Annotated in this window: 20 protein-coding genes and 1 tRNA gene; 15 read left to right on the forward strand and 6 right to left on the reverse strand. The window is 64.6% G+C overall.

Annotated elements, in window-relative coordinates:
• Positions 1 to 213: 213 nt before the first annotated feature.
• From NET02_RS14485 to tatA, 7 genes are all read left to right on the forward strand, one after another.
• Complete coding sequence (locus NET02_RS14485; protein ID WP_284058145.1) at positions 214 to 1,620, forward strand: gluconeogenesis factor YvcK family protein; 1,407 nt, start codon at positions 214 to 216, stop codon at positions 1,618 to 1,620.
• Positions 1,621 to 1,632: 12 nt separating this feature from the next.
• Complete coding sequence (gene gap / locus NET02_RS14490; RefSeq protein WP_284058146.1) at positions 1,633 to 2,655, forward strand: type I glyceraldehyde-3-phosphate dehydrogenase; 1,023 nt, start codon at positions 1,633 to 1,635, stop codon at positions 2,653 to 2,655.
• 168 nt (positions 2,656 to 2,823) lie between these two features.
• Positions 2,824 to 4,011, forward strand: coding sequence for a phosphoglycerate kinase (locus NET02_RS14495; protein ID WP_284058147.1), 1,188 nt, complete (start codon positions 2,824 to 2,826; stop codon positions 4,009 to 4,011).
• Positions 4,008 to 4,811: a triose-phosphate isomerase gene (gene tpiA / locus NET02_RS14500; RefSeq protein WP_284058148.1), complete on the forward strand. Its 804-nt coding sequence runs from the start codon at positions 4,008 to 4,010 to the stop codon at positions 4,809 to 4,811. Before NET02_RS14495 ends, tpiA begins: the two co-directional genes overlap by 4 nt.
• 19 nt (positions 4,812 to 4,830) lie before the next feature.
• Positions 4,831 to 5,055, forward strand: coding sequence for a preprotein translocase subunit SecG (gene secG / locus NET02_RS14505; protein WP_284058149.1), 225 nt, complete (start codon positions 4,831 to 4,833; stop codon positions 5,053 to 5,055).
• A gap of 243 nt (positions 5,056 to 5,298) precedes the next feature.
• Positions 5,299 to 6,879, forward strand: coding sequence for a peptide ABC transporter substrate-binding protein (locus tag NET02_RS14510; protein ID WP_284058150.1), 1,581 nt, complete (start codon positions 5,299 to 5,301; stop codon positions 6,877 to 6,879).
• A 75-nt stretch (positions 6,880 to 6,954) separates the two neighbouring features.
• Complete coding sequence (tatA, locus tag NET02_RS14515) at positions 6,955 to 7,167, forward strand: twin-arginine translocase TatA/TatE family subunit (RefSeq protein WP_284058151.1); 213 nt, start codon at positions 6,955 to 6,957, stop codon at positions 7,165 to 7,167.
• Between the two features lie 178 nt (positions 7,168 to 7,345).
• On the opposite strand, the gene NET02_RS14520 is transcribed toward tatA, so the two are convergent.
• Together NET02_RS14520 and NET02_RS14525 are read right to left on the reverse strand one after the other, a co-directional pair.
• Positions 7,346 to 7,609: a hypothetical protein gene (locus NET02_RS14520; protein WP_284058152.1), complete on the reverse strand. Its 264-nt coding sequence runs from the start codon at positions 7,607 to 7,609 to the stop codon at positions 7,346 to 7,348.
• Between the two features lie 44 nt (positions 7,610 to 7,653).
• On the reverse strand, positions 7,654 to 9,588 hold the full coding sequence (locus NET02_RS14525) for an outer membrane protein assembly factor BamB family protein (protein WP_284058153.1): 1,935 nt from the start codon (positions 9,586 to 9,588) through the stop codon (positions 7,654 to 7,656).
• Positions 9,589 to 9,883: 295 nt separating this feature from the next.
• Here NET02_RS14525 and lepB point away from each other — a divergent pair, with 295 nt between their 5' ends.
• The 5 genes from lepB to NET02_RS14550 all read left to right on the forward strand — a co-directional run bounded on the left by lepB (position 9,884) and on the right by NET02_RS14550 (position 12,490).
• Entirely contained in the window at positions 9,884 to 10,555 is a 672-nt protein-coding gene (gene lepB, locus NET02_RS14530; protein WP_284058154.1) for a signal peptidase I, read from the forward strand.
• A gap of 116 nt (positions 10,556 to 10,671) precedes the next feature.
• Positions 10,672 to 11,214 (forward strand): bifunctional nuclease family protein, encoded by a 543-nt coding sequence (locus NET02_RS14535; protein ID WP_284058155.1) that lies wholly within the window; start codon positions 10,672 to 10,674, stop codon positions 11,212 to 11,214.
• Positions 11,215 to 11,245: 31 nt separating this feature from the next.
• The gene (locus tag NET02_RS14540; RefSeq protein ID WP_284058156.1) at positions 11,246 to 11,593 is read left to right on the forward strand and encodes a hypothetical protein; all 348 of its coding nucleotides are present in this window, start codon (positions 11,246 to 11,248) and stop codon (positions 11,591 to 11,593) included.
• A 76-nt stretch (positions 11,594 to 11,669) separates the two neighbouring features.
• A complete protein-coding gene (locus tag NET02_RS14545; protein ID WP_284058157.1) occupies positions 11,670 to 12,260 on the forward strand; it encodes a sigma-70 family RNA polymerase sigma factor in 591 nt (196 codons plus the stop codon).
• A 5-nt stretch (positions 12,261 to 12,265) separates the two neighbouring features.
• Positions 12,266 to 12,490, forward strand: a complete 225-nt coding sequence (locus NET02_RS14550) for a zf-HC2 domain-containing protein (protein ID WP_284058158.1) — start codon at positions 12,266 to 12,268, stop codon at positions 12,488 to 12,490.
• Here NET02_RS14550 and NET02_RS14555 read toward each other — a convergent pair.
• Positions 12,481 to 12,924 (reverse strand): DnaJ family domain-containing protein, encoded by a 444-nt coding sequence (locus NET02_RS14555; protein ID WP_284058159.1) that lies wholly within the window; start codon positions 12,922 to 12,924, stop codon positions 12,481 to 12,483. The genes NET02_RS14550 and NET02_RS14555 overlap by 10 nt on opposite strands.
• A 138-nt stretch (positions 12,925 to 13,062) precedes the next feature.
• Here NET02_RS14555 and NET02_RS14560 point away from each other — a divergent pair, with 138 nt between their 5' ends.
• Together NET02_RS14560 and NET02_RS14565 are read left to right on the forward strand one after the other, a co-directional pair.
• Entirely contained in the window at positions 13,063 to 13,608 is a 546-nt protein-coding gene (locus tag NET02_RS14560; RefSeq protein WP_284058160.1) for an NADH-quinone oxidoreductase subunit NuoE family protein, read from the forward strand.
• On the forward strand, positions 13,592 to 15,319 hold the full coding sequence (locus NET02_RS14565; protein ID WP_284058161.1) for a NuoF family protein: 1,728 nt from the start codon (positions 13,592 to 13,594) through the stop codon (positions 15,317 to 15,319). The genes NET02_RS14560 and NET02_RS14565 overlap by 17 nt, the downstream gene beginning before the upstream one ends.
• 269 nt (positions 15,320 to 15,588) lie before the next feature.
• Here the strand turns inward: NET02_RS14565 and NET02_RS14570 are convergent, their stop codons facing one another.
• On the reverse strand, positions 15,589 to 16,581 hold the full coding sequence (locus tag NET02_RS14570; RefSeq protein ID WP_284058162.1) for an ornithine cyclodeaminase family protein: 993 nt from the start codon (positions 16,579 to 16,581) through the stop codon (positions 15,589 to 15,591).
• Between the two features lie 372 nt (positions 16,582 to 16,953).
• Between NET02_RS14570 and NET02_RS14575 the strand changes: the two genes are divergently transcribed.
• A tRNA-Asn gene (locus tag NET02_RS14575) sits at positions 16,954 to 17,025 on the forward strand.
• Positions 17,026 to 17,235: 210 nt separating this feature from the next.
• On the opposite strand, the gene mutL is transcribed toward NET02_RS14575, so the two are convergent.
• Together mutL and mutS are read right to left on the reverse strand one after the other, a co-directional pair.
• Positions 17,236 to 18,963 carry a DNA mismatch repair endonuclease MutL gene (mutL, locus tag NET02_RS14580; protein ID WP_284058163.1) on the reverse strand — a complete coding sequence of 576 codons (1,728 nt, stop codon included), beginning with the start codon at positions 18,961 to 18,963 and terminating at the stop codon, positions 17,236 to 17,238.
• Positions 18,964 to 19,009: 46 nt separating this feature from the next.
• Positions 19,010 to 21,688, reverse strand: a complete 2,679-nt coding sequence (mutS, locus tag NET02_RS14585) for a DNA mismatch repair protein MutS (protein WP_284058164.1) — start codon at positions 21,686 to 21,688, stop codon at positions 19,010 to 19,012.
• Positions 21,689 to 21,691 lie beyond the last annotated feature (3 nt).

The raw sequence follows: 21,691 nt of genomic DNA on the forward strand, positions 1-21,691 counted from the left end.
GACTCGTCGCCAGGGTTGGTAGTCAAACCGTAATGACCTGGCAGGACCATCCTCGAAGACAAGTCGAGACGAGCCGCGTCGCTCACTCGCCGGCCCTCACTGGCAAGAAGGGTGCGCGAGGATGGCGTGTTATACTCGCCGGGCGAGGAGAGCGTCACGCTGTGTCTCGGTTGGAGCAGTTCGACTGCCTGGGGGACAGTAACAGGGGGATAGATGAAACTCAGCACGTGGCTCCGGCCGGGGATGCTCATCAAGCGGTGGGTTTTGCTGCTGATGCTCGGGCTGGTGATGACCAGCCTCGGCCTGGCGATGGGGCTCGCCTGGGTTTACCGGAACTACGACTTTCCTCACCGAGTCTCGGGACTGGTACAGGCGGTCACCCTCCAGTTCATCCCGCACCCGTACCGCGAGATGTTGATGCTGATGGTTGGCGGGTGCCTGGTCGTGATCGGATTCATCCAGCTCAGCCGTTCCCTCCTATCTCCGTTCCTGGAACAGCGGGCCGATGGCCAGGGACTGGCGGAGATCATCCATGCCCACCGGTTCGGTCCGGCCCAGCCCGAGTTCCGGGTGGTAGCGATCGGCGGGGGAACGGGACTCTCCACGCTGCTGCGCGGGCTAAAGGCGCACAACGTGGCGATCACGGCTATCGTTACGACTGGTGACGATGGTGGGAGTTCCGGTCGGCTTCGCACTGAGTTCAACATCCCACCGCCGGGCGATATCCGGAACTGCCTGGTCGCCCTGGCGGACTCAGAGCCGCTCATGAGCGACCTCTTCCAGTTTCGCTTCCCTGAGGTCGGGTCACCGCTAGACGGCCACAGCTTCGGGAACCTGTTCATCACGGCGATGACCCAAGTCACGGGTAGCTTCGAGCGTGCCGTCGCCGAGTCGTCCCGTGTGCTCGCCGTGCGCGGGCAGGTGATGCCATCGACGCTCGAGAACATCACCGTCTGTGCCGAGATGGCCGATGGCCAGGTCGTTCGCGGCGAGTCGCGCATCACACAATATCGGGGTCGTATCCGTCGCATCTTCCTCGATCCTGAGCGGCCCGAGGCCTACGACCCGGCGATCATCGCGATATTGTCTGCTGATCTCATCGTGCTCGGGCCTGGCAGCCTCTTCACCTCCGTGATTCCGAACGTGCTCGTTAATGGCATCGCTCACGCGATCCGTTTCTCTCCCGCTGTCAAGGTCTATGTGTGCAACGTGACGACGCAGCGTGGCGAGACGGATAGCTTCCGAGCGGTCGATCACGTGCAGGCACTCCATGACCATGTCGGAGGGCCACTAGTGGACTACGTGCTGGTCAATAACAATTTCGAACCCAGCCGGCGGATCGACCCTGCGCTCGGCATCGCGCCGGTTAGCCTAGATGGGATCGACCGGCTCCAGGACGTGGGAGTCATCTTGCGCGACGTGGTGTGTGACGAGCAGCCGATGCGACACGATCCAGCCAAGCTGAGCGCGGCGCTGCTGGAGATCGTTCGCGAGGCGAAGAGCACGGCACGAACGGCCGATTTTGGGGAAGTCCGCGAACCGGCTGCGATCACTGGGGCAGTGGGAGGGATGGCGACTCCGGCGATGGCGGACGCGCGCCGCCGGGTTTCGAGGCAGTGAGAGGAAAGGTACATGGCTGTACGAGTGGGAATCAACGGTTTCGGCCGCATCGGCCGGCAGGTGCTCAAGGCGATTCTGGATAACTACGAAGACGACCTGGAGGTCGTCGCCGTCAACGACTTAACGGACGCCCACACACTGGCGCACCTCTTCCGGTACGACTCTAACTACGGCGTCACGGACCTGGATGTATCAGCGACCGAGAACAGCATCGTGATCGATGGCCAGGAGATTCGTGTCTATGCGGAACGCGATCCTTCGAACATCCCCTGGCGCGACCACGAGGTCGAGCTGGTGATCGAGTCGACCGGATTCTTCACCGACGCGGCTAAAGCTCGTGCCCACCTAGAGGCGGGAGCGAAGAAGGTCATCATTACCGCCCCGGCGAAGAACGAAGATATTACGATCGTGCTGGGAGTGAACGAGGAGCAGTACGATCCGGCGCAGCACCATATCGTCTCGAATGCGTCGTGCACGACCAACTGCCTCGCGCCCGTCGCCAAAGTGCTGCATGAGAGCTTCGGGATCAAGCGGGGATTGATGACGACTGTCCATGCCTATACCAATGACCAACAGCTACTGGATGCGCCCCACCGGGACTTGCGGCGTGCCCGCGCGGCCGCGCTGAGTATCATCCCGACGACGACCGGCGCGGCCCGCGCGGTGGCGCTGGTTATCCCCGAACTCAAGGGCAAGTTCGATGGTTTCGCCCTGCGTGTGCCAACCTCGACAGTCTCGATCATCGACTTCGTCGTCGAGCTGGAGCGAGGTACGACCGTTGAGGAAGTGAACGAGACGTTCCGGCGCGCCGCAGAGGACGAGCTATCCGGCATCCTGGGCTATACGGACGAGCCGCTGGTGTCGATCGACTTTCGCGGGGACCCGCGCTCAGCCGTCGTCGACGGGCTTTCGACTATGGTCGTCGGAGACACCATGGCAAAGGTCGTTGCCTGGTACGACAACGAATGGGGCTATTCCTGCCGCGTCGCCGATCTCGCCTATTTCATGATGGTCGGCAGCATGCAAGAGGAGTGATCCGGCGGCGAGCGCGATGCTGGCCGGGGCACCACTGACTCGTCCCGCGCAGCGAAGCCGGCCAACTCGGGGCCGGTAGCCCTTGTGACTGTCTCGGCTCGCTGCGAGGGCTCGATCCAAACTGAGGCTCGGCGCTCGCGGTTTACCGGGAGCAAGGGAGAGAGACGGATGCGACTGCGCACCTTGCGCGATCTCGAGGTCGAAGGGAAGCGCGTGCTCACCCGGGTGGACTACAACGTTCCCCTGCAGGACGGGCGCGTGGCCGATGATACCCGCATCCGCGCCACTTTACCGACGATCGCTGCGCTGCGCGAGCGAGGTGCCCGCCTGATCCTCTGCTCTCATCTCGGGCGGCCGAAGGGGCAAGTACGGGAGGACTTGCGCCTAGCGCCGGTGGCGGATCGACTGAGTGCGCTGCTCGACATGGATGTACGCTACGTTCGGGATATCACCGGCGACGAGGCCAGGACGATGGCCAGTCAACTGGGTCCGGGCGAAGTCGGCTTGCTCGAGAACCTTCGCTTCGATCCCCGTGAGGAGCAGAACGACCCCGAGTTCGCACGCGAACTCGCGTCTCTGGCGGAGTGCTACGTCAACGATGCCTTCGGCGCTGCTCACCGTGCGCACGCCTCGACCGCAGGAGTGGCTGCCCTGCTTCCCTCGGCGGCAGGGCTGCTGATGGAGCGCGAAATTCACGCGCTTACGCGTGTCCTGGAGGCGGACGAGCACCCCTTCGTGCTGATCCTCGGCGGAGCGAAGATCTCGGACAAGATCGGCGTCATCGAAAACCTTTCCCGGCGGGCCGATGCCCTGCTTCTGGGCGGCGGCATGGCGAACACATTCTTGAAGGCGCTCGGATATGAGGTCGGCTGCTCGCTGGCCGAGGAGGATCGCCTCGATGAAGCGAGGCGCCTTCTCTCTCTCGCTGAGCAGCGGGGCATCGAGGTCGTACTTCCCAGCGATGCCGTCGTAGCGCCGGAGCTGGGCGCGGTCGAGCAGGCACGGACGGTGCCGATCGACGGAGTCGGCCCGGACGACGCGATCTTCGACATCGGACCCGATACCGTCGCGCGCTTCTCGAAGGTAATCGGCGACGCGGCGCTCGTGGTCTGGAACGGCCCGATGGGAGTATTCGAGATACCGGCCTTTCGCGAAGGGACGCGAGGGATTGCCCAGGCAGTCGCGGCGTGTCCCGGGTTCACGGTGGTCGGCGGGGGCGACTCAGCGGCCGCGGTCGAGGAGTTAGGGCTGGCTGATCGAATCGACCATGTCTCCACCGGTGGAGGAGCGACGCTCGAGTTCCTCGAGGGCAAGGAACTCCCCGGGGTGCGGCTACTTATGGAGGAGAACGGGTGAGCGGGGTAAACCGAGTTCCCCTCATCGCCGGGAACTGGAAGATGCACACCACCTACGACGAGGCGGTGAGCCTCGCTGAAGCCTACCGGGAGCGCCTGGCCCAGCTAGAGGGGGTGGAGTGCGCGCTGATCCCGCCGTATCCGTGGATCGTGCCGCTTGCTGAGAAGCTCGAGGGTTCCACGCTGGTGCTCGGCGCGCAGAACTGTGCGACGATCGACCAGGGGGCGCTGACCGGCGAAGTGTCGGCACGGATGCTCGCCCCGTTCTGCCGCTACGTGATCGTCGGGCACAGCGAGCGTCGTCACCAGCTCGGAGAGTCGGACGAGATGGTCGCGGCCAAGCTCCAGGCTGCTGTGCGCAACGGCCTGTCCCCCATCCTCTGTGTCGGCGAGCTTCTCGCGGAGCGCGACCAGGGTCTGGCGGAGCGAGTGGTCGAGCGGCAGCTCGGCAGCGCGCTGGAGGCACTCGAAGCCGCGCACCTGACCCGGCTGGTCATTGCGTATGAGCCCGTGTGGGCCATCGGAACCGGGCGGCCGGCCACACCGTCCGACGCTCAAGCGATAGCTGCCTGCATCCGCGAATGGATCGCGCAGCGGTTCGGCTCGGATCTGGCCGCGACGGTTCGCATTCAGTACGGTGGCAGTGTCAACGCGGGGAACGCTGCTGACTTCCTCCAGCTACCGGATATCGATGGGGCCCTGGTTGGCGGAGCCAGCCTCGACGTGGAACAGTTTTGCGAGATCGTGCGCGTAGCCCGCGAGCTCGCCCGGGCTACGAACTGGTCGACGGCTCAGAATTGATCGCGGGGAGCATTCGCCGATGATGGAGACGACCCTTTACCTGGCAATCATCATTACCTCGGTCCTGCTCATGCTGGTGATTCTTCTGCAATCGAAGGGGTCGGGATTCAGTGGCGCGTTCGGCGGCGATACGTCGTCGATCTACCGGACACGACGAGGAGTCGAAAAGCTCCTCTTCCAGTTGACGATCGGGGTCGCTGCCCTATTTGTCGTGCTGTCGATCCTCGCGCAATTCCTGCTTTAGAATCGTCGCTGTGCGGCAGGCGACGAGAGTGCATGGTCTGCGCGGAGATACCGTGACACGCGGCAGCCTTGCCACTGATTCGGACGGGCGGACGACAAGAGCGTGAGACCACCGACACCAGGCATTGACCGTGCTGCACGTGGCCGGTCCTGGCGCCCGCTCTGGATCCTAACCTCACTGATCGTCGTCTTGGCCAGCGCCGGGTTGTTCTGGCTCGGCACGTCGCGGGGTGGTGCCCCGGCGATGCCGACCCCAGTCGCCGACCGGCAGACTGCCGGAATGCCGGCAATGCCCCCTACACCCACTTCGGTTCCGGTGCCAGGCGGTCGATATATCGAAGGGCTGGTCGGGCTGCCTACGACCTTCAATCCACTCCTGGTCTCGAACCCAGCGGAGCGCGATGTCGCCGGCGTGCTGTTCGAAGGGCTGACGTGGGTCGATGGCAGCGGCAGGCCGCAACCCGAGCTGGCCGAAAGCTGGACCGCGAGCGACGACGGTCTGCGGTACACGTTCAAGCTTCGACGCGGTGTAACCTGGCACGACGGCCAGCCCTTCACCGCAGACGATGTTCTCTTCACGATCCTGCTGATCCAGTCTCCGGAGTTCCCGGGCAATCCGGCACTCGCGAAGTTCTGGCGAGGCATCCGCGTGCAGGTCGAGGATCCGTACACAGTGACCTTTAGCTTGCTCGAGCCCTTTGCGCCATTTCCGAATTATGTGTCGCTGCCGATCTTGCCGGCGCACCGGCTGCGTGGCGTTCTGCCTGAAGATCTCGTGGATGATCCATTCAACCTCGAGCCGGTGGGGACCGGACCGTTTCGCCTGGCCAGCTTCGACCGAGAGGGGCGGCGCGTTACGCTTGCGCGGCACGATGGTTACTACGGCCGTCGTCCTTACCTCGATGAGGTCGAGTTCCGTTTCTACGAGACGACCGACGATTTGCTGAGCGCGTTTCGCGATGGTGAGGTTCAGGGCATGGGCATGGTGCCCTGGGAGGTCATCGCCCACGGTGAAGATCTGGGGGAGGACGCTCGTATCTACGCTCCCATGCTCTCGGGGATGACAGCCTTGTTCTTCAATCACCAGACACAGTTCTTCTCCGACGTACGCGTGCGGCAGGCGATCGCCCTGGCGATCGATCGTGAAGCGCTGGTGCGCGACGTCTTGCTTGGGCAGGCTGAGCCCGGCATGGGGCCGATCCCGGCATCGCTCTGGGCCTACGATCCGACCGGTAGACCGGTCGATGTCGAGCGAGCGCGTAGTCTGCTCCACGAAGCTGGCTGGGGCGATAGCGACGGCGATGGGATCGTGGACAGTAACGGGGTCGCCTTCCGCTTCACTCTCCTGGTGAACGACGACGATCCACCTCGCGTGGCAGTGGCGAATCGGATCGCTGAACAATTGCGGCAACTCGGGATTGCGGTAACCGTCCAGCCTGTTCCGTCGGGATCGCTACTGCAAGCGCTAGTCAGTCGCCAGTACTCGGCCGCGATCTTCGGGTGGTTCCCGCCCAGTGGAGATCCCGATTGCTTCGAGCTGTGGCACTCGTCGCAAGCGGAGACGGGGCTCAACTTCAGCGGTTTCCGCAATCAAACAATCGACACGCTGCTGCTCCAGGCGCGCCAGGCGAGCAGCGAGGAGGATCGTCGCTCGCTGTACGCGGAGTTCCAGCGTGTGTTCTCGGAGCAGGTACCGGCCGTGGTGCTTTACTACCCGCGCTACTTCTTCGCGGTGAAGGCAGAGATCGGGGGTGTAGAGCCGTTGCCTTTAATCCGGCCCAGCGACCGGCTTCATGCGTTACCGCAGTGGTTCCGGCATGCTTGACGTCGTCAGTGGCGCGCGTGTCAGGTATACTGAGAGCGTCACGCGCGGGATGGCTGCGTGAGAAGGAGGACTTTCATGCCGATTCTCCTGGTACCGAGTCTCGGGTGGCAGGAACTCGTCCTAATCCTGCTGATCGTCGTGATCATTTTCGGAGCAGGCAAGCTGCCGGAGATCGGCGGCGCACTGGGGCGAGGAATTCGGGAGTTCCGCCAGGCGACCCGTGAGGAGAACAACGCGCCGGCGGAGACAGAGCCCATCGCGCAGGAGACTGTCAAGAAGGACGCCTGATATTCGTCCTGCATCCGATCATCAGTGCGTCGAATGCCGGCGCGACACAAGGGGTGATCCCACAGGGACCACCAACATGAGAGGTGCAGCAGGGACAGGGCGTAGAGGACTACGCCCTTCTGCTTTGCCGTGCTGGAGAGCGACAGCTCGGGGCTCGCAAGAGGCACGCGAACCGTGCCTACTGGCCAGTCGTATCGTCGCGGAAGAACGTGAGAAGCTGCTGCCCTGATGCTGGACCACCTTCGAGGATCTCGATGAACGAGATCCGGCTCCAAGGGTACAAAAAGTGGGTAGCCCCTTCGGTGATGAAGGTCAGCGCACGACCATCGCGCCGCCTCGGATTGCGCAGAACCACGAAATTGTCTCGCGGATCAGGCATCGTATCCATCTCAGCCAGGAACGGATCCTCATTGTGAATGTGGACCACGACCCGGTAGGTCATGCGTGCCTCCTTCGCACGATACGCGGGTCCATGAACCTGGCAAATCAAGCCTCGACACGCAGGGCATAGATTCGACCATCCAGCGCGCCGACGACCAGCCATCCGCCGGCGACTGCCGGCGTCGCTACGATTGGAGCGCCCACCGTGATAGACCAGCGGATATCGCCATCGAGAGTGAAGGCGACGAGGCGCCCGTCCACCGTTCCGACGAATCCGAGCGACTTCCAGACAGTGGCGCTGCCTGTAATCTGTGCTCCTAAGCGTTGCGACCAGATAACGGTTCCACGCTCCTGATCGATCGCGTAGAGAGTTCCGTCCGCCGAGCCAATCAGGACGAGTCCACCGGCCACGAGTGGCGTGGCAACGACCGGCCCAGCCGTCGCCACGCTCCACTGAATCTCACCACTGTCCAGGGCAAGCCGATAGAGCCTCCCGTCCAGGCATCCGATCGCGATACCCGCGTCGAGGAGAGCTGGCGAGGAGAGCACTGGTCCACCGAGCCCACGCCGCCAGCACGCATGCCCATCGGTTACGGTCCAGCAGTAGACACTTCCGTCGTCACTCCCAACCAGGATCCGATTAGCTACCACGAGCGGACTCGATCGAATCGGCGCACGCGTGTGCCGTCGCCAGGCGAGCTGGCCAGACTCACGATCCAGCGTATAGCAGAAGCCATCGTCCGACCCGATGACGACGAGAGTGCCGGCGACTGCCGGTGAGGAGCGCACTGGCAGCGCGGTCAGGTAACGCCAGCGCAGGGAGGAGGTTTTTTGATCCACCGCGTAGACAGCGCCGTCCTCCGAACCGAAGATGACGAGCCCATCGGCTACGGCTGGCCGGGTGACGACTCCACGCCCGGTCGGGAACCGCCAGACCAGGCGGCCATTGTCCAATTCCAGGGCGTAGAGAAAACCATCGTACGAGCCCACGTACACCACTTCGCCGGCGATGGTAGCGGTGCCTCGCACCTCGTCACCTGTTCGGGCTGCCCAGACGATCTCGGTGGCGGAGATCGTCGCGGTTCTGGGTTGCTCTCGCGTGTCGACGGGATCCGCCACCAGGTTGGTCTTGGTGCCAGCGTGGACGATCGGCGATGCCAGCCGCTCCTGCTGCTTGTGCTGCGTGGAGGATGGCTCGCGCAGTGAACGGAGCGCCTCGGCCATGGCCGTGGCCGATGAAAAACGGTCGGATGGGTTGTAGGCCAGCGCGCGGAGGATGATCTGCTCGAACCCTTCGCTCAGGGAGGGGTTGACCGTGCGTGGAGGGCGCTCGGCCAGCGAGAATGGCGGTTCGAGCCTTGGATCGAGCCGGGTAGCGAGATGGTAGAGCGTCGCGCCGAGCGCGTAGAGATCCCCCCTTGGCTCCGCGATGCCACGGTATTGCTCTGGTGGCGCATAGCCCTCCGTGCCAATCATCGTGCCCCGTTGCAGCGGTTGGAAGACGCGGGCGATGCCGAAGTCGATCAAGCAGATGGAGCCGTTCGGCCGGAGCATCACGTTGGATGGCTTCAGGTCTCGGAAAACAATTGGCTCTGGCTCGTGTGAATGCAGGTAGGCCAGCACGTCCAGGATCTGAAGTGCCCAATCGATTAATGTCGCTTCCTGGATCGGCGCGGTGGATCGCCCGATCAAGCGCTCGAGGTCTTCGCCCTCGATGAACTCCAGCACCAGATAGCTGATGTCGTCGAGCGTGAAGAAGTCGAAGACTTGAGGGATTCCTGGATGGCGGAGCGTCGCCAGCATCGCGGCCTCGCGCTCGAAGGCGTTGCGTTGAAGCGTACGGCTAGCCTCGTCTGGCGCGTGCGAGATCATGGCCTTGACTGCGCAGAGCCGCTCGACCTGCCGAAAGTGAGTGTCCCGCGCGACATAGACTGTGCTCATCCCGCCACGCCCGGCAACGCGAACGAGCTCGTAACGGTTCATCAGCACGGTACCCGGTGCGAGCGTGTTCGCCTGCGAAGCGCGGTTGTGGTTCGGCACCACTGAGCTCCCTGCATTTCCGGTGAAGCAACCGCCTTGCGCCATCAATCATAACCGGTGCGCGCCACGAGGCGATCCCTGCAAGGTGGCGATTGCCCATGGGGCGGTGGAAACCGGATCTTCTCGAGCATTGTAGACGGTGGTGCGAACTGGATAGAGTGCGTGCACCGCTGCGTATTGTCTTTTCCCTCGCACGGGCTGCGGTGACCGGCCATGTATAATCGGCTCCAGCGGCTCGGAGATGCTGGGCCATATCGGCAGTGTTGGGTAGAGCGACGTGAAAGATTCGCCAGTCGTGATTCGACGGCAGCATGATGCCACCGCCGAAGGAGCAGCCGCGGCACAACAGGCATCGGGCCGGAGGTCGGCGCTGTGGGACATCGCGGAAACCTTGCTCCTGGCGTTGATCCTGTTCATCGCGATTCGCGGTGTCGTGCTGAACTATCGAGTCGATGGCTCGAGCATGGAGCCCACACTGCACAACGGTGAGATGCTGATCGTCAACCGGCGGGCCTACATGCATGTCCGCCTCGCGCCGCTGGTTGGGTGGATTCCCGGCGTGAACGTCGAAGAAGACGCGGTCTGGTATCCCTTCGGACCGCCGAAGCGTGGAGACATCGTCGTTTTTCAACCTCCGGGGAATTCGGCTGAGCCGTACGTAAAGCGAATCATCGCGCTCCCCGGTGAGCACGTGGCGATCCGGAACGGGGCGGTGTATATCAACGGCCAGCGCCTGATCGAGCCCTACCTGAGCGAGCCGACGCTCTGGCGCGGCATGACGCTCGATCACGAATACGTCGTCGAACCGGGACATGTGTTCGTAATGGGCGACAATCGGAACAACAGCAGCGACTCCCGGGTGTTCGGGGCCGTGCCCCTGGCTTCCATTGTCGGCAAGGCCTGGGTAACGTACTGGCCACCCGATGAGGTTCAGGTTCTGTCGACCCCGGCCTACGCCTTCCAGTAGCACGCTCGTCACGACGGTTGTAGAATCGGATCGGGACTCTGTGCGACAACGCGTGGGCACGACCGGCGGGCTTGACACGGAACAAGACCCGACCACGCGGGAGGAAGGTGCAGGGCATGATCGAGACGGTCGTCGAAAGCATTCGTGTCAGCCTCGTGACCCAGCATCGCGTCGTGCTGTTGCGGGAGGTCAACGGAGATCGCCACCTGCCGATTTGGATCGGCCCGTTCGAAGCCGAAGCCATCGCCATGGCCATCCAGGGAGTCGCGGCTGCCCGGCCGCTGCCGTATGATCTCTTGCGAACCATCATCGCTGAGATGGGCGGTGAGATCCGGGAAGTTGCGGTGACCGATCTCGCGCAGGACGTGTTTTACGCTCGGATCGTCATCTACGTCGATGGCCGAATTCTGGAGATCGACAGCAGGCCGAGCGACGCGATCGCGCTTGCAGTGCGGGCGAAGGTTCCGATCTACGTGGATGAGTCGGTCATGGATCGAGCAGGAGTTCAGCTCGAGGCCGAGGAAGAAGGGGAGGGAGAGAGCGAGTTCGAGCCACCCGAGGCCGAACAGTTGGAGGAGGGGGTGCCCTCGGACGCGGACCTCTCAGTCTTCCGCGAGTTCATCAACTCGCTCGACCTGGATGACCTCGACAAGAAGTAGCGCAAGGGACGCGGGAAGCAGCAACGGCAAGATGAATCACGACTTCGATGAAGTGCGAGATGTGGTTCTGGGGATGGTCGAGCGGTGCTCCCAATGTGGGCGGCGGCACCGCCCGGAGAACCTGCAGATGGTGGGGCGTTCACGAACGATGTGGGCTTTCCGGTTGACCTGCCCGATGTGTGGCGCGCAGAGCTTCATTGCGGCCGTGGTGGGCGACCAGCCCTCCGATGACGAAGTCTCAATTAGCCGGACCGAGCCGGCCCACGACGACAACACCCCGATCACCGAGGACGACGTCGTCGCGATGCGTCGCTTCCTGGAGAACTTCAACGGCGACTTCAAATCGTTATTCTCGCGAGGTTCCCGAGGCTCAGTCTAACGACGGCCGAGGCGCTCAACAGTAGTGACGATTCAGACGGCCAGCTACGGCCGTTTCATGTTCCAGGGGGAGTAGCGTGACGAACGAGCCCCAGGCGCCAGCGGGCGCTGTTCAGCTCTCCGAAGAGGCGATCAGCCACATCGACGCGTTGTACCGGATGGCGCTTCGCCTGACGGGAAATGCACCTGACGCGGAGGATCTCGTTCAGGAGACCTATCTCCGCGCCTTCCGGTCGTTGCACCAGTTTCGCCCAGGAACAAACCTGCGCGCATGGTTGTTCAGAATCCTGATGAATGCGTTCATCAACGAGTACCGGAGGCAGTCGCGCCGGCCAGCGAACACCTCGCTCGAGGATCTCGACGAGTTCTCGCTGTATCATCAGATGCTCGAGAGTGATTTTCAACCGTCGGTTGCCCAGCCTGAGCAAGAGGTGCTGGCGAGGCTATCCGAAGAGAGTGTGCTCGAGGCGCTGGACGAGTTGCCGGTAGAGTTCCGGCAGGTCGTGCTGCTCGCCGACGTCGAGGGCTTTAGTTACAAGGAGATCGCGGAGGTCCTGAGGATTCCCATCGGAACGGTCATGTCGCGCTTGCATCGCGGGCGCCGGCGGCTTCAGCGACTGCTCGCGCCTTGCCTGTGCCAGTCGCCGAGCCTGTGTCACGGACAGTAGCGACGATGCTCAACTGTAACGAAGTAGCCGAGCGACTCTATAGCTATCTCGACCGGGAGCTCTCCCCGGAAGAGATGGCCGCCGTCCAACGACACCTGGATGCCTGTCCACCCTGCCGGCGGTGGTTCGTCTTCGAGGAGAACATGCTCCGCTACGTTGGGGAGTGCGCGCGCAGGGTGCGGGCGCCCGACGAGCTCACCGAACGCATCCGGGAGTTACGTCAGTCCTGAGCTCGCTGCCAGCGGGCTCGCTCTCGGGCGATCAAGTCCTCGGGGAAGCGGACCAGTTCGTGCGCCATGGATGGACAGCGAATATTGTGCAGGTCGATCTTCAGATTGATCTGCCGGGCGAGCTCAATGTACCGGCGTTCGAGTCGTCTCAGGATTGCCGCGTGGCCAGGGTCGGCCGGGTTCAACCGGGCCGCCGCGGAACGATACTCGTCGAGGGCGGCGCGCACAGCTTTCCGCTCCTCCCAGATCTCCTTCCTGAGCTGCAGCCACTCGGGCAGGAGCCCGTTCTTGCGAAGCAGCCGGTGAGCTGCCCAGTACTCGCTACTCGGCTCGTCGTCCCGAGGCAGCGGCCGCCCTTCTCCTGGAAGATTGCTAAATTGCCCTTGCTCCTGAGCGGCCTTGATCCGCTCTTCGATGAGGCGATCCCACCACATGCTTATCCGCCGTGCACTCCGAGCGTTGCCTCAGTCTCAAGTCAGCCCCCGCACTCGCAAGTATAGCTCTGGGAAACAGGGGGTCTGATATACTGCTTTGTGAAAGACGGCACGAAGGTGGGGACGAGGCGAGCTGCTGTGGCAAACCGCATCGATCGGGACGAGAAGATCGATTTGACCCCGCTGCTCGAGGTGCTTGCTAACCGGTTCCGCCCTCGAGACGACCAGGAAGCCTACGAGCTGATCGTCGGAGCGTGCCAGGAGGCGCAACGGCTCTACGGCTGGGTTCCGCCCGAAGCGGCCCAGGCGATCGCCGATCACCTGGGAGTGACCATTAACCGGGTGTACGGCCTGCTCACGTTCTATGCGGACTTCCGTACCGAGCCGCCGGGCAAGCACTTCTTGTGGCTGTGCCATGGCGCCGCGTGTTACGTCATGGGCTCGTCTCGCCTCATCGAGCTGCTCCGGGATCGCCACCAGCTCGTGGATCACGGAGTCAGCCCCGACGGTGAGCTCACGCTGCATGTGTTCAACGGTTGCCTGGGAGTCTGTGACCTGGCCCCAGTCATTCAAGTCGATCACCACGAGTACTGGGGACGACTGACCCCCGAGCGCCTCGAGGCGGCGATCGAGGCGTTGAAGCGTGGTGACAGGTTGGAGGATGCCGATGGCACGGCTGGCTGACCGGCAAGCATTCGAACGGTATGCCGCCGAAGCTCAGGCGCGTTGGGAGCGACTCTGGGCCGGTGACCACTGGGTCATCTCGGTCGGGATCAGCGAGTGCAGCATAGCCAAGGGGGCGTTGGAAACGTACCGGCATCTCGAGCTGCTCCTGGCGCAGGAAGGTATCCCTGCGACCCTGCGTCGCGTGGGGTGCGCGGGCTGGTGCTTCGCCGAGCCGTTCGTCGAAGTCCGGGCGCCCGGAGCTCCGCCCGTCGTCTACGGCAACGTCACTACCGATCGGGTGCCGGATTTGGTGCACGCGCTCAAGCGGGGCGAGGTGAAAAGCGAGTGGGCGCTGGGAGCGCGGGCCGATGAGCCATTCGCGGGTGTCCAGCCGCTGAGCCAGCACCCGTTCCTCGCTCGGCAGCGGCGTCTCCTCTTCGCCGATGCCGGGGTCATCGATCCGGAGTCGATCGACGACTACATCGCCCGCGGAGGGTATCGCGCGTTCCTCAAGGCTCTCTTCGAGATGACCCCCGACGAGGTCGTCGCCGAAGTCAAGGCGTCGAATCTCCGCGGCCGGGGTGGGGCCGGGTTCCCCGCCGGCATCAAGTGGGAGAGCGGCCGGCGGACGCAGGCCTGGCCGAAGTACGTGGTGGTGAATAGCCATGAGGGCGAACCGAACGTCTTCAAGGATCGACGGCTTTTGGAGACGAACCCTCATCTCGTCCTCGAGGGGCTCTTGATCGGCTGCTACGCGCTGGAGACGCCCTACGGATACAACTACATCGGGGGTGAGCACGCGCTGGCCGTCGAGCGTTTCCAGGAGGCGGTTCGCCAGGCCTACGAGCTCGGCCTCCTGGGTGACAACATTCTGGGCACCAGCTTTAGCTGCCACATCCGGGTGCGAACCGGTGGTGGAGCCTACATCTGCGGCGAGGGCTCGGCTCTGATGTATGCCATCATGGGTCAGCGCGGGCAGCCACGCACCAAGCCGCCGCGCTCCGTCGAGGAGGGGCTCTGGAAGCGACCGACCGTGTTGAACAACACCGAGACCTTCGCCTCGGTGCCGAGCATCGTGCTCAACGGCGGGGCCTGGTACGCCTCGCTCGGCACCGAGCAGAGCACTGGAACCAAGCTGGTCACCATCCAGGGGCCGGTCAAACGTTTGGGGGTCGCCGAGATCGAGATGGGCATGACGATGCGCGAGCTCATCTTCGAGGTCTTCGGCGGCATGCGCGAGGGCTACCGCTTCAAAGGCGTGCAGACCGGTGGTGTGTCGGCGGGGCCCTTGCGTGAAGACCAGCTCGACGTGCCGGTCGACTTCGACTCACTCACCGAGCTGGGCGGAATGCTCGGGTCGGGTGGGTTCGTCGTGTTCGACGAGTCGGTCTGCGCGGTCGACTTCGCCCGCTATCTCATGGCCTTCAACCGGTACGAATCGTGCTCGAAGTGCAATCCCTGCCGGCTGGGGAATCCCGCGCTGGTCGAGATCCTGGATCGGATCCGCAACGGATTCGGACGACCGGCAGATCTCGACATCATCCGCGAGGGCGCCAAGCATATCATCGAGCTCTCGCTGTGCGGGTTGGGACAGGTCGCGCCGATGCCTCTCCTCGGGATGATGAAAGCCTTCCCCGAGGAGTTCGATGCGCACATTCGCGAGAAGCGCTGCCCGGCCAATGTGTGTCCGATCCGCGAAGCGGCGCTGGTTGCCGCGGGAGACGACTAAACCTCACACGTTCGCCATCGCCCTGCACGGGCGGGGACGACCAGCCATACGTGCAGCGAACTCGCCCGAAGGGCGAAGCCTCACCTGCGAGTCGCTCGCTCCGTAGCGCTCCGCGCGGACGAGGGCATGTCGAAGCGGGCCAGTCAACTGCATGCCGGACGGCGCCGGCGAGATGCCACGGAGGCAAATTCGATCATCGTCGAAAGAGATCACTCGGCCCTCTCTCGCGTGCCTCGAGCCCTCCGCGTGCGCGCCTGCGCGAGCGGGGGCTAGCGCGTGAGGTCGAACTGCTGACCGCGACCACTCGCCTCAGCCTCGTGGACAGCGCGGGCGGCGACGATGACATCCTGCACCGCGTTGCCGACAGACTTGAAGAACGTGATCTGCTCGGTACTGGTACGTCCCGGTGCCTGGCCGGCGACGACCTGGCCGAGCTCCACGCGAATGTGATCACGGGAGATTAGCCCTTGGGTGAGCGGCTTAATGAGGTCGCCAGCCTCGGCGAGCGCGGCCTCGACTGAGTCCACGACCACGTACGCCCTGGCCACTGTCTCCGGCGGGATCTCCTGCATCTCCGGTGTAAAGGCTCCGATGGCGTTGATGTGCACGCCGGGTCTCAGGTCGGCATCGGAGAAGACCGGCGAGCGGGAGGTCGTCGCCGTGCAGATCACGTCCGACTCGCGGAGAGCGGTCGCCAGGTCACCGACGGGGATCACGCGTGCCGCGAGCGACGGCTCAAGCTGGCGCAGGCGCTGCTCGAAGCTGGCGACGGCGTCCTGGTTAATGTCGTAGACGTAGATCGTCTCGATCGGCCGCACGCAGGTGACGGCCCATGCCTGGGTGGGACCCTGGGCACCTGCGCCGATGCAGGTGAGCACGCGGGCGTCCGGGCGCGCCAGGAGGTCGGTCGCCGCGCCGGAGGCAGCGCCTGTGCGGAGCGCGGTGAGGTAGGTGCCATCCAGCACGGCTACTGGTTCACCGGTCGTGGTGTCGACCAGGACGACGATGGCGTGGATGGTCGGCTTGCCGAGGGCCCGGTTATTGGGAAAAACCGATACCACCTTGACGCCGAGTCCCGGAGCCGAGGGGACGTAGGCGGGCATGAAGAGCGTGACACCTGAAACATCCGGTACCTCGATCGGCGTGCGCAGCGGTGACACCGTCTGACCCGCGGAGAGGTCGCGGAACACCTGTTTCATCAGCTCAATGGCAGTGCGCATCGGCACGAGCTGGTAGACATCCTGCCGTGACAGTGCGAGCATCGTGTCCCCTCCTGTGCTTCGAACTGCGGATAGACCGGCACTCGTAGTCACGCGCAGTGTAGCATCGCGGCTGTGTACCGGCTCGGGGGCGCCACCGGGAATCGCCCGGTGCACTTCCGCGCCCTACACTGCTCTCTCGTCGCCGTTGTGTGCGGGGTGAACACGATTTCACCCCGCAGTCCTGCGCAGGCCTCCTTCACTGGAGATTCATGTCCGGGTGTGGTATCTGCCAGGGCCCTGGCACCCAGCGATGCTCGATCGACGACTAAACCGAAAGTGCTAGCTCCAAGTGTGGGAACGCGCGCAGCCGGTGCAGCGCTTGACGGGTTCGCCTGCCATGTGGCAGAATCTACGGGCGACAAGCGGATACGGTCCCCGATAGCTCAACGGTAGAGCAGGCGGCTGTTAACCGCAAGGTTGCAGGTTCGAATCCTGCTCGGGGAGCGAAGCGAGCCAGGTAACGTGTAATCGTTACCTGGCATTTCTCATCCCTACGAAGGCTCGCCTAGTCGACATCCTCCTCTTCGGGTATGTCCCAGTAGTCATAGAGCGTCAGGCGCCATTGGCCCTCACCCTCGTCCTCACTGATCATTCGCGTATAGGAGTCGAGTGTGTGCGAAGCCAAGGGTCTCCGCCGCTCCGATCGCGTCGAAGCTACCAGCCGAAGGTGCGCGCGATCAGCTCCTCGCCGACGCGCAGGAGCAGCTGCGAGCCGTGCGGGCAGACCGCCGGAGCCGCAGTGTGGCCGAGCGCCTCGACCAGTGCCCTCATCGCCGGCCGCTCGAGGGGCCGGCCGCGCCGTACCGCAGTGCGGCAGGCAACCTCTACCCAGAGGCGCTCCCTCCAGGTCTCGCCGTAGGCTTCCTCGTCAACGAGCGTCAACAGTGCCTTCAAGAGCTCGTCCGGCTGACCCAGCGCGGCCAGCCCGTCGCCGCACGGGCCAGGAAGCACGCCGGGCAGCAGAGGGGCCGCGCGCATGAGGAATGTGTGCGGGCCGAAGACCTCGCAGCGGAAGCCGAGCGCGGCCAGCTCATCGAGCCTCTTGCTGAAACGCGCCGCCTGGGCCGGCCGCAGCTCGATCAATAAGGGGTCCGCGAGAACGAACGGCTCCTCGACATCGGCTCCGTGCAGGGCCTTCAGGCGCTCGTAGAGGATGCGCTCGTGCGCGCGATGCTGATCGATCAGGTAAAGGCCGTCCGGGCCCTCCATCAGCACGAGCCGCGCCTGCACCTGTCCGATCAACCGAAGCGGCGGCAGGTTGGGGGTCACGATCGGGCCGTCAGCGTCATAAGCGTCGGGCTCCTCGGCTACCAAGACCGTGGTGGTGAGCGGGTCGAAGTCGACTCGCGGCGCTAGCCGGAGGGATCGCGGTTCTCTCCCGAGTACGGTTCGGATCAGCTCTCCGACCGCCCGTGCAATCGCCTGCTCTTCCAGCAGTCGCACCTCGAGCTTCGATGGGTGGATATTGACGTCGACCTGGTCGGGCTCGGTCTCGATCACCAGTATCAGCAGCGGGTGACGGCCACGCGGCAGTAGCGGGCGGTAAGCGGCTTCGAGCGTCGCGAGCAGGCCGCGCGGCTGCGCCCAGCGGCCGTTAACGATGATGTGAACCTGGTCTCGGGCCGGTCGAGTGACCTCCGGGTCCGAAATCAGCCCTGAGATACTCGCTCCAGCGACCTCGATCGGGCCGAGAGGTCGCAGTCGCCCTGCCAGCGGTGGCCCATACAGTTCGATCAGAGCCGTCGCCCGATCGCCAGAGCCGCTCGTCTGCAGCACCTGTCGCTCGTCGACCTTCAGCGTCATCCGGGCGTGTGGCGCGGCCAGGGCCAGCCGGCGGACGGTCTGGCTGATCAAGGCTACCTCGGCCTGGGGACGCCCGGCTGCCGCCAGCCGCGCCGGCACGTTTTGGAACAGGCGGCGCACGGTCACCGTGGTACCGCGCGGTCGCGGGGCCGGCTCGTCGACGACGATCGTGCTGTCGTGTAGCGTTAGTCGCCGACCGATACCGCTGTCGTCCGCGGCGCTGACCATCGTGAGTTCGGCCACTGCGGCAATGCTGGGCAATGCTTCGCCGCGGAAGCCGAGCGTTCGGATCTGGGCCAGGTCGTCGCCGAGCAGCTTGCTGGTGGCATGTCGCTGGCAGGCAAGCGGCAGCTCCTGCGGCGGGATGCCGACTCCGTCATCGCTGACGCGGATGAGAGCGAGGCCGCCTCCGCGCACTTCGACCTGAACCTGGCGTGCTCCGGCGTCGAGCGCGTTCTCGATGAGCTCCTTGACCACCGAGACCGGACGCGCGATCACCTCACCGGCGGCGATGCGCGCGGCGAGCGCAGGCGGCAGCACCCGGATCGGCTGTCGAGTTCGGTGGTTGTTGCCCGTCATGCCGGCCATCTCCCCTGATGGAGCGGCCCCTTCGCCGTGTCTCTTCCTACCTCGTCATTGCGCGGAGCCGGGCCTGTTGCTCGTAGAGCCAGTCCAGCGCCTCGCGGGGAGTCATGCTGTTCAGGTCGAGCGCGCACAGCTCTCGTGCCAGGCGCTGGCAAGCGCTCGAGACCGGTTGGAAACCAGTGAGCGCAAGCTGGCACGCCACGTCCTCGTTCCCGCCAGCAGTTTGACTAGCAGCCAGTGGCTCCTCTCGCGTGACGAGCTGGTATGTCGACTGACCTGAGGTCAACTCGGCCAGCAATGTCTCTGCGCGCTCGGCTACCCAGGGCGGCAGTCCGGCGAGGCGCGCGACTTGGATTCCGTACGCGCGGTTCGCTGGCCCTGGTCGAACCTTGTAGAGGAAGACCACACGGCCGTCTCGCTCCAGCGCGGCGACGTGGACGTTGGCCACACGTTCGAGCTCCGCTTCGAGCGCGGCGAGCTCCAGGAAGTGCGTGGCGAAGAGCGTCCTCGCGCCGAGTCGATCATGGATGTCTTCGAGCACGGCACGGGCTATCGCCATCCCATCGTGCGTGCTCGTACCGCGTCCGACCTCGTCGAGAATCACTAGACTGCGGCGGGTTGCCTGATGCAGGATCGTGGCGGTTTCGACCATCTCGACCATGAAGGTGCTCTGTCCACCGGCGAGGTCATCCTGAGCGCCGACACGGCAGAAGACGCGATCCACCAGGCCGATGCGAGCCTCAGCGGCGGGCACGAACGAGCCGATCTGAGCGAGGAGGACGATCAGGGCTATCTGGCGCAAGTACGTGCTCTTCCCGCCCATGTTCGGCCCGGTAACCACCAGCACGCGCGGCCCATCGCCGCCGATGTGGCAATCGTTCGGGGTGAACGGCTCGCTAGCCAGGCTTGTCTCCACGACTGGGTGGCGCCCGGCCACGATATGCAGGACCTCGCTGTCGTCCAGAACTGGCGCGATCCAACCGCCGCGGCCGGCGACCTCGGCGAGCGCGAGCAGCGCGTCCAGAAAGGCGATCTGGCTGGCAGTCCGGAGCAGCCGCGCGGCGTGGGCCGTGACTACGCCGCTGAGCCGACCCAGGGCCTCGCGCTCCAGGGCCGCAATCTCCTCCTCAGCAGCCAGAATCCGTGCCTCTGCCTCTTTCAAGGCCGTCGTGACATAGCGCTCGCCGGTCGCGACCGTCTGCTTGCGGATGTAGTCCGTTGGTACGAGCGACAGGTTGGGCCGCGTGACTTCGATATAGTAGCCGAACACCTTGTTGTAACCGACTTTGAGCGACCGGATTCCAGTCCGCTCGCGTTCCCGGCGCTCGAGACTCGCGAGCCATCGGCGCGTCTCGCGTATCTCAGCGATGGCCGCATCCAGAGCCGGGCTGAAGCCGGGGCGAATGCGCGCGCCTTCGGCGTCTTCGACCACCGCGACGTCGAGCAGTTCCTGGAGATCGAGGCAGAGATCGATCTGTTCGCCCAGCCGGCGGAGTGCGGGCGAGCTGGCGAGCAGGTGTTCGGCGATCGCCTCGACCGCCTGTAGCGACGTCCTGAGGGTCAGGAAGTCGCGAACTCCGGCCAGCCCTTGGGTGATCCGGCCGGTCAGTCGCTCGAGGTCTCCGGTAGCCACGAGCTGGCGCGCGAGGTGACCGCGCAGGCCGCCATCGTCCACCAGGGCCGCAACGATGGCCTGCCGGCGCCGCAGCTCGGGGAGATCCCGGAGCGGCCTGTTCACCAGCCGGCGAAGCGCCCGCGAGCCCATCGCGGTACGCGGCTCGCCGAGCACGCCGAGCAGGCTGCCTCGACTGCCGCCGGTGCCGAAGCTGCGCGTGAGCTCCAGGTTGCGACGGGTCGCGGCATCGAGTCCTACAGAGCTGCCGGTCGACTCAGTGCGCAAGCCGGTGAGGAGCGGCAACAGCGCCGTGTTCGTCCTGTTCAGGTAGGCGAGAACTGCGCCGGCCGCACCGATCGCCGCAGGCTTCTCGTCGCAGCCATAGGCTGCCAACGAGCGGACGCGGAAGTGTTCCATCAACCCACCGCGGGCGCGCTCGGGGTCGAAGTGCCAGTGTTCCAGCCGGGTGACGTGGCCGCGCAACGGTAGGGGCGACTGCAGGTTATCCGGTATGAGGCACTCAGCGGGATCGAGGCGTGCAAGCTCTTCGGCCAACAGCACTTGTGCCTCGTGGCCCTCGAACTCGATCACGGCGAACTCACCGGTGCTGACGTCCACCCAGGCCAGACCCAGCCGCTCTCCGCGCGGACAGACGGCAGCGAGGTAACGGTTCTCTCCCACTGGCAGGAGTGCGGGCTCGGCGACGGTTCCAGGCGTCAACACGCGAGTGACGGCCCGTTCGACGAGGCCGCGCCCCGGCTCGCTGACTTGTTCAGCGATGGCAACGGTATGTCCCGCCGCGAGCAGACGGGCGAGGTAGTGATTCAGCGCATGGTGCGGGATGCCCGCCATCGGCACACGACCGTTGCGGCCGAAGCTGCGCGAGGTGAGCGTGATGCGGGCGTCTCCGGCGACGACGCGGGCGTCGTCGTCGAAGGCCTCGTAGAAGTCGCCTAGCCGGTAGAGGAGAATAGCGTTGGGGTACTGGCTCTTGAGCTCGAGGTACTGGCGCCGGGAAGGCACGAACTCAGCCAGCGGCTGGTGCTCGGCCGCCGGCGATCGCTTGCGCGCGGTCCTGCGCTGGTGTGTGGCCTCTCGCGTCATGGG

Source organism: Thermalbibacter longus (assembly GCF_023806485.1).
GTDB classification, from domain to species: Bacteria; Chloroflexota; Chloroflexia; order Thermomicrobiales; family Thermomicrobiaceae; genus Thermalbibacter; species Thermalbibacter longus.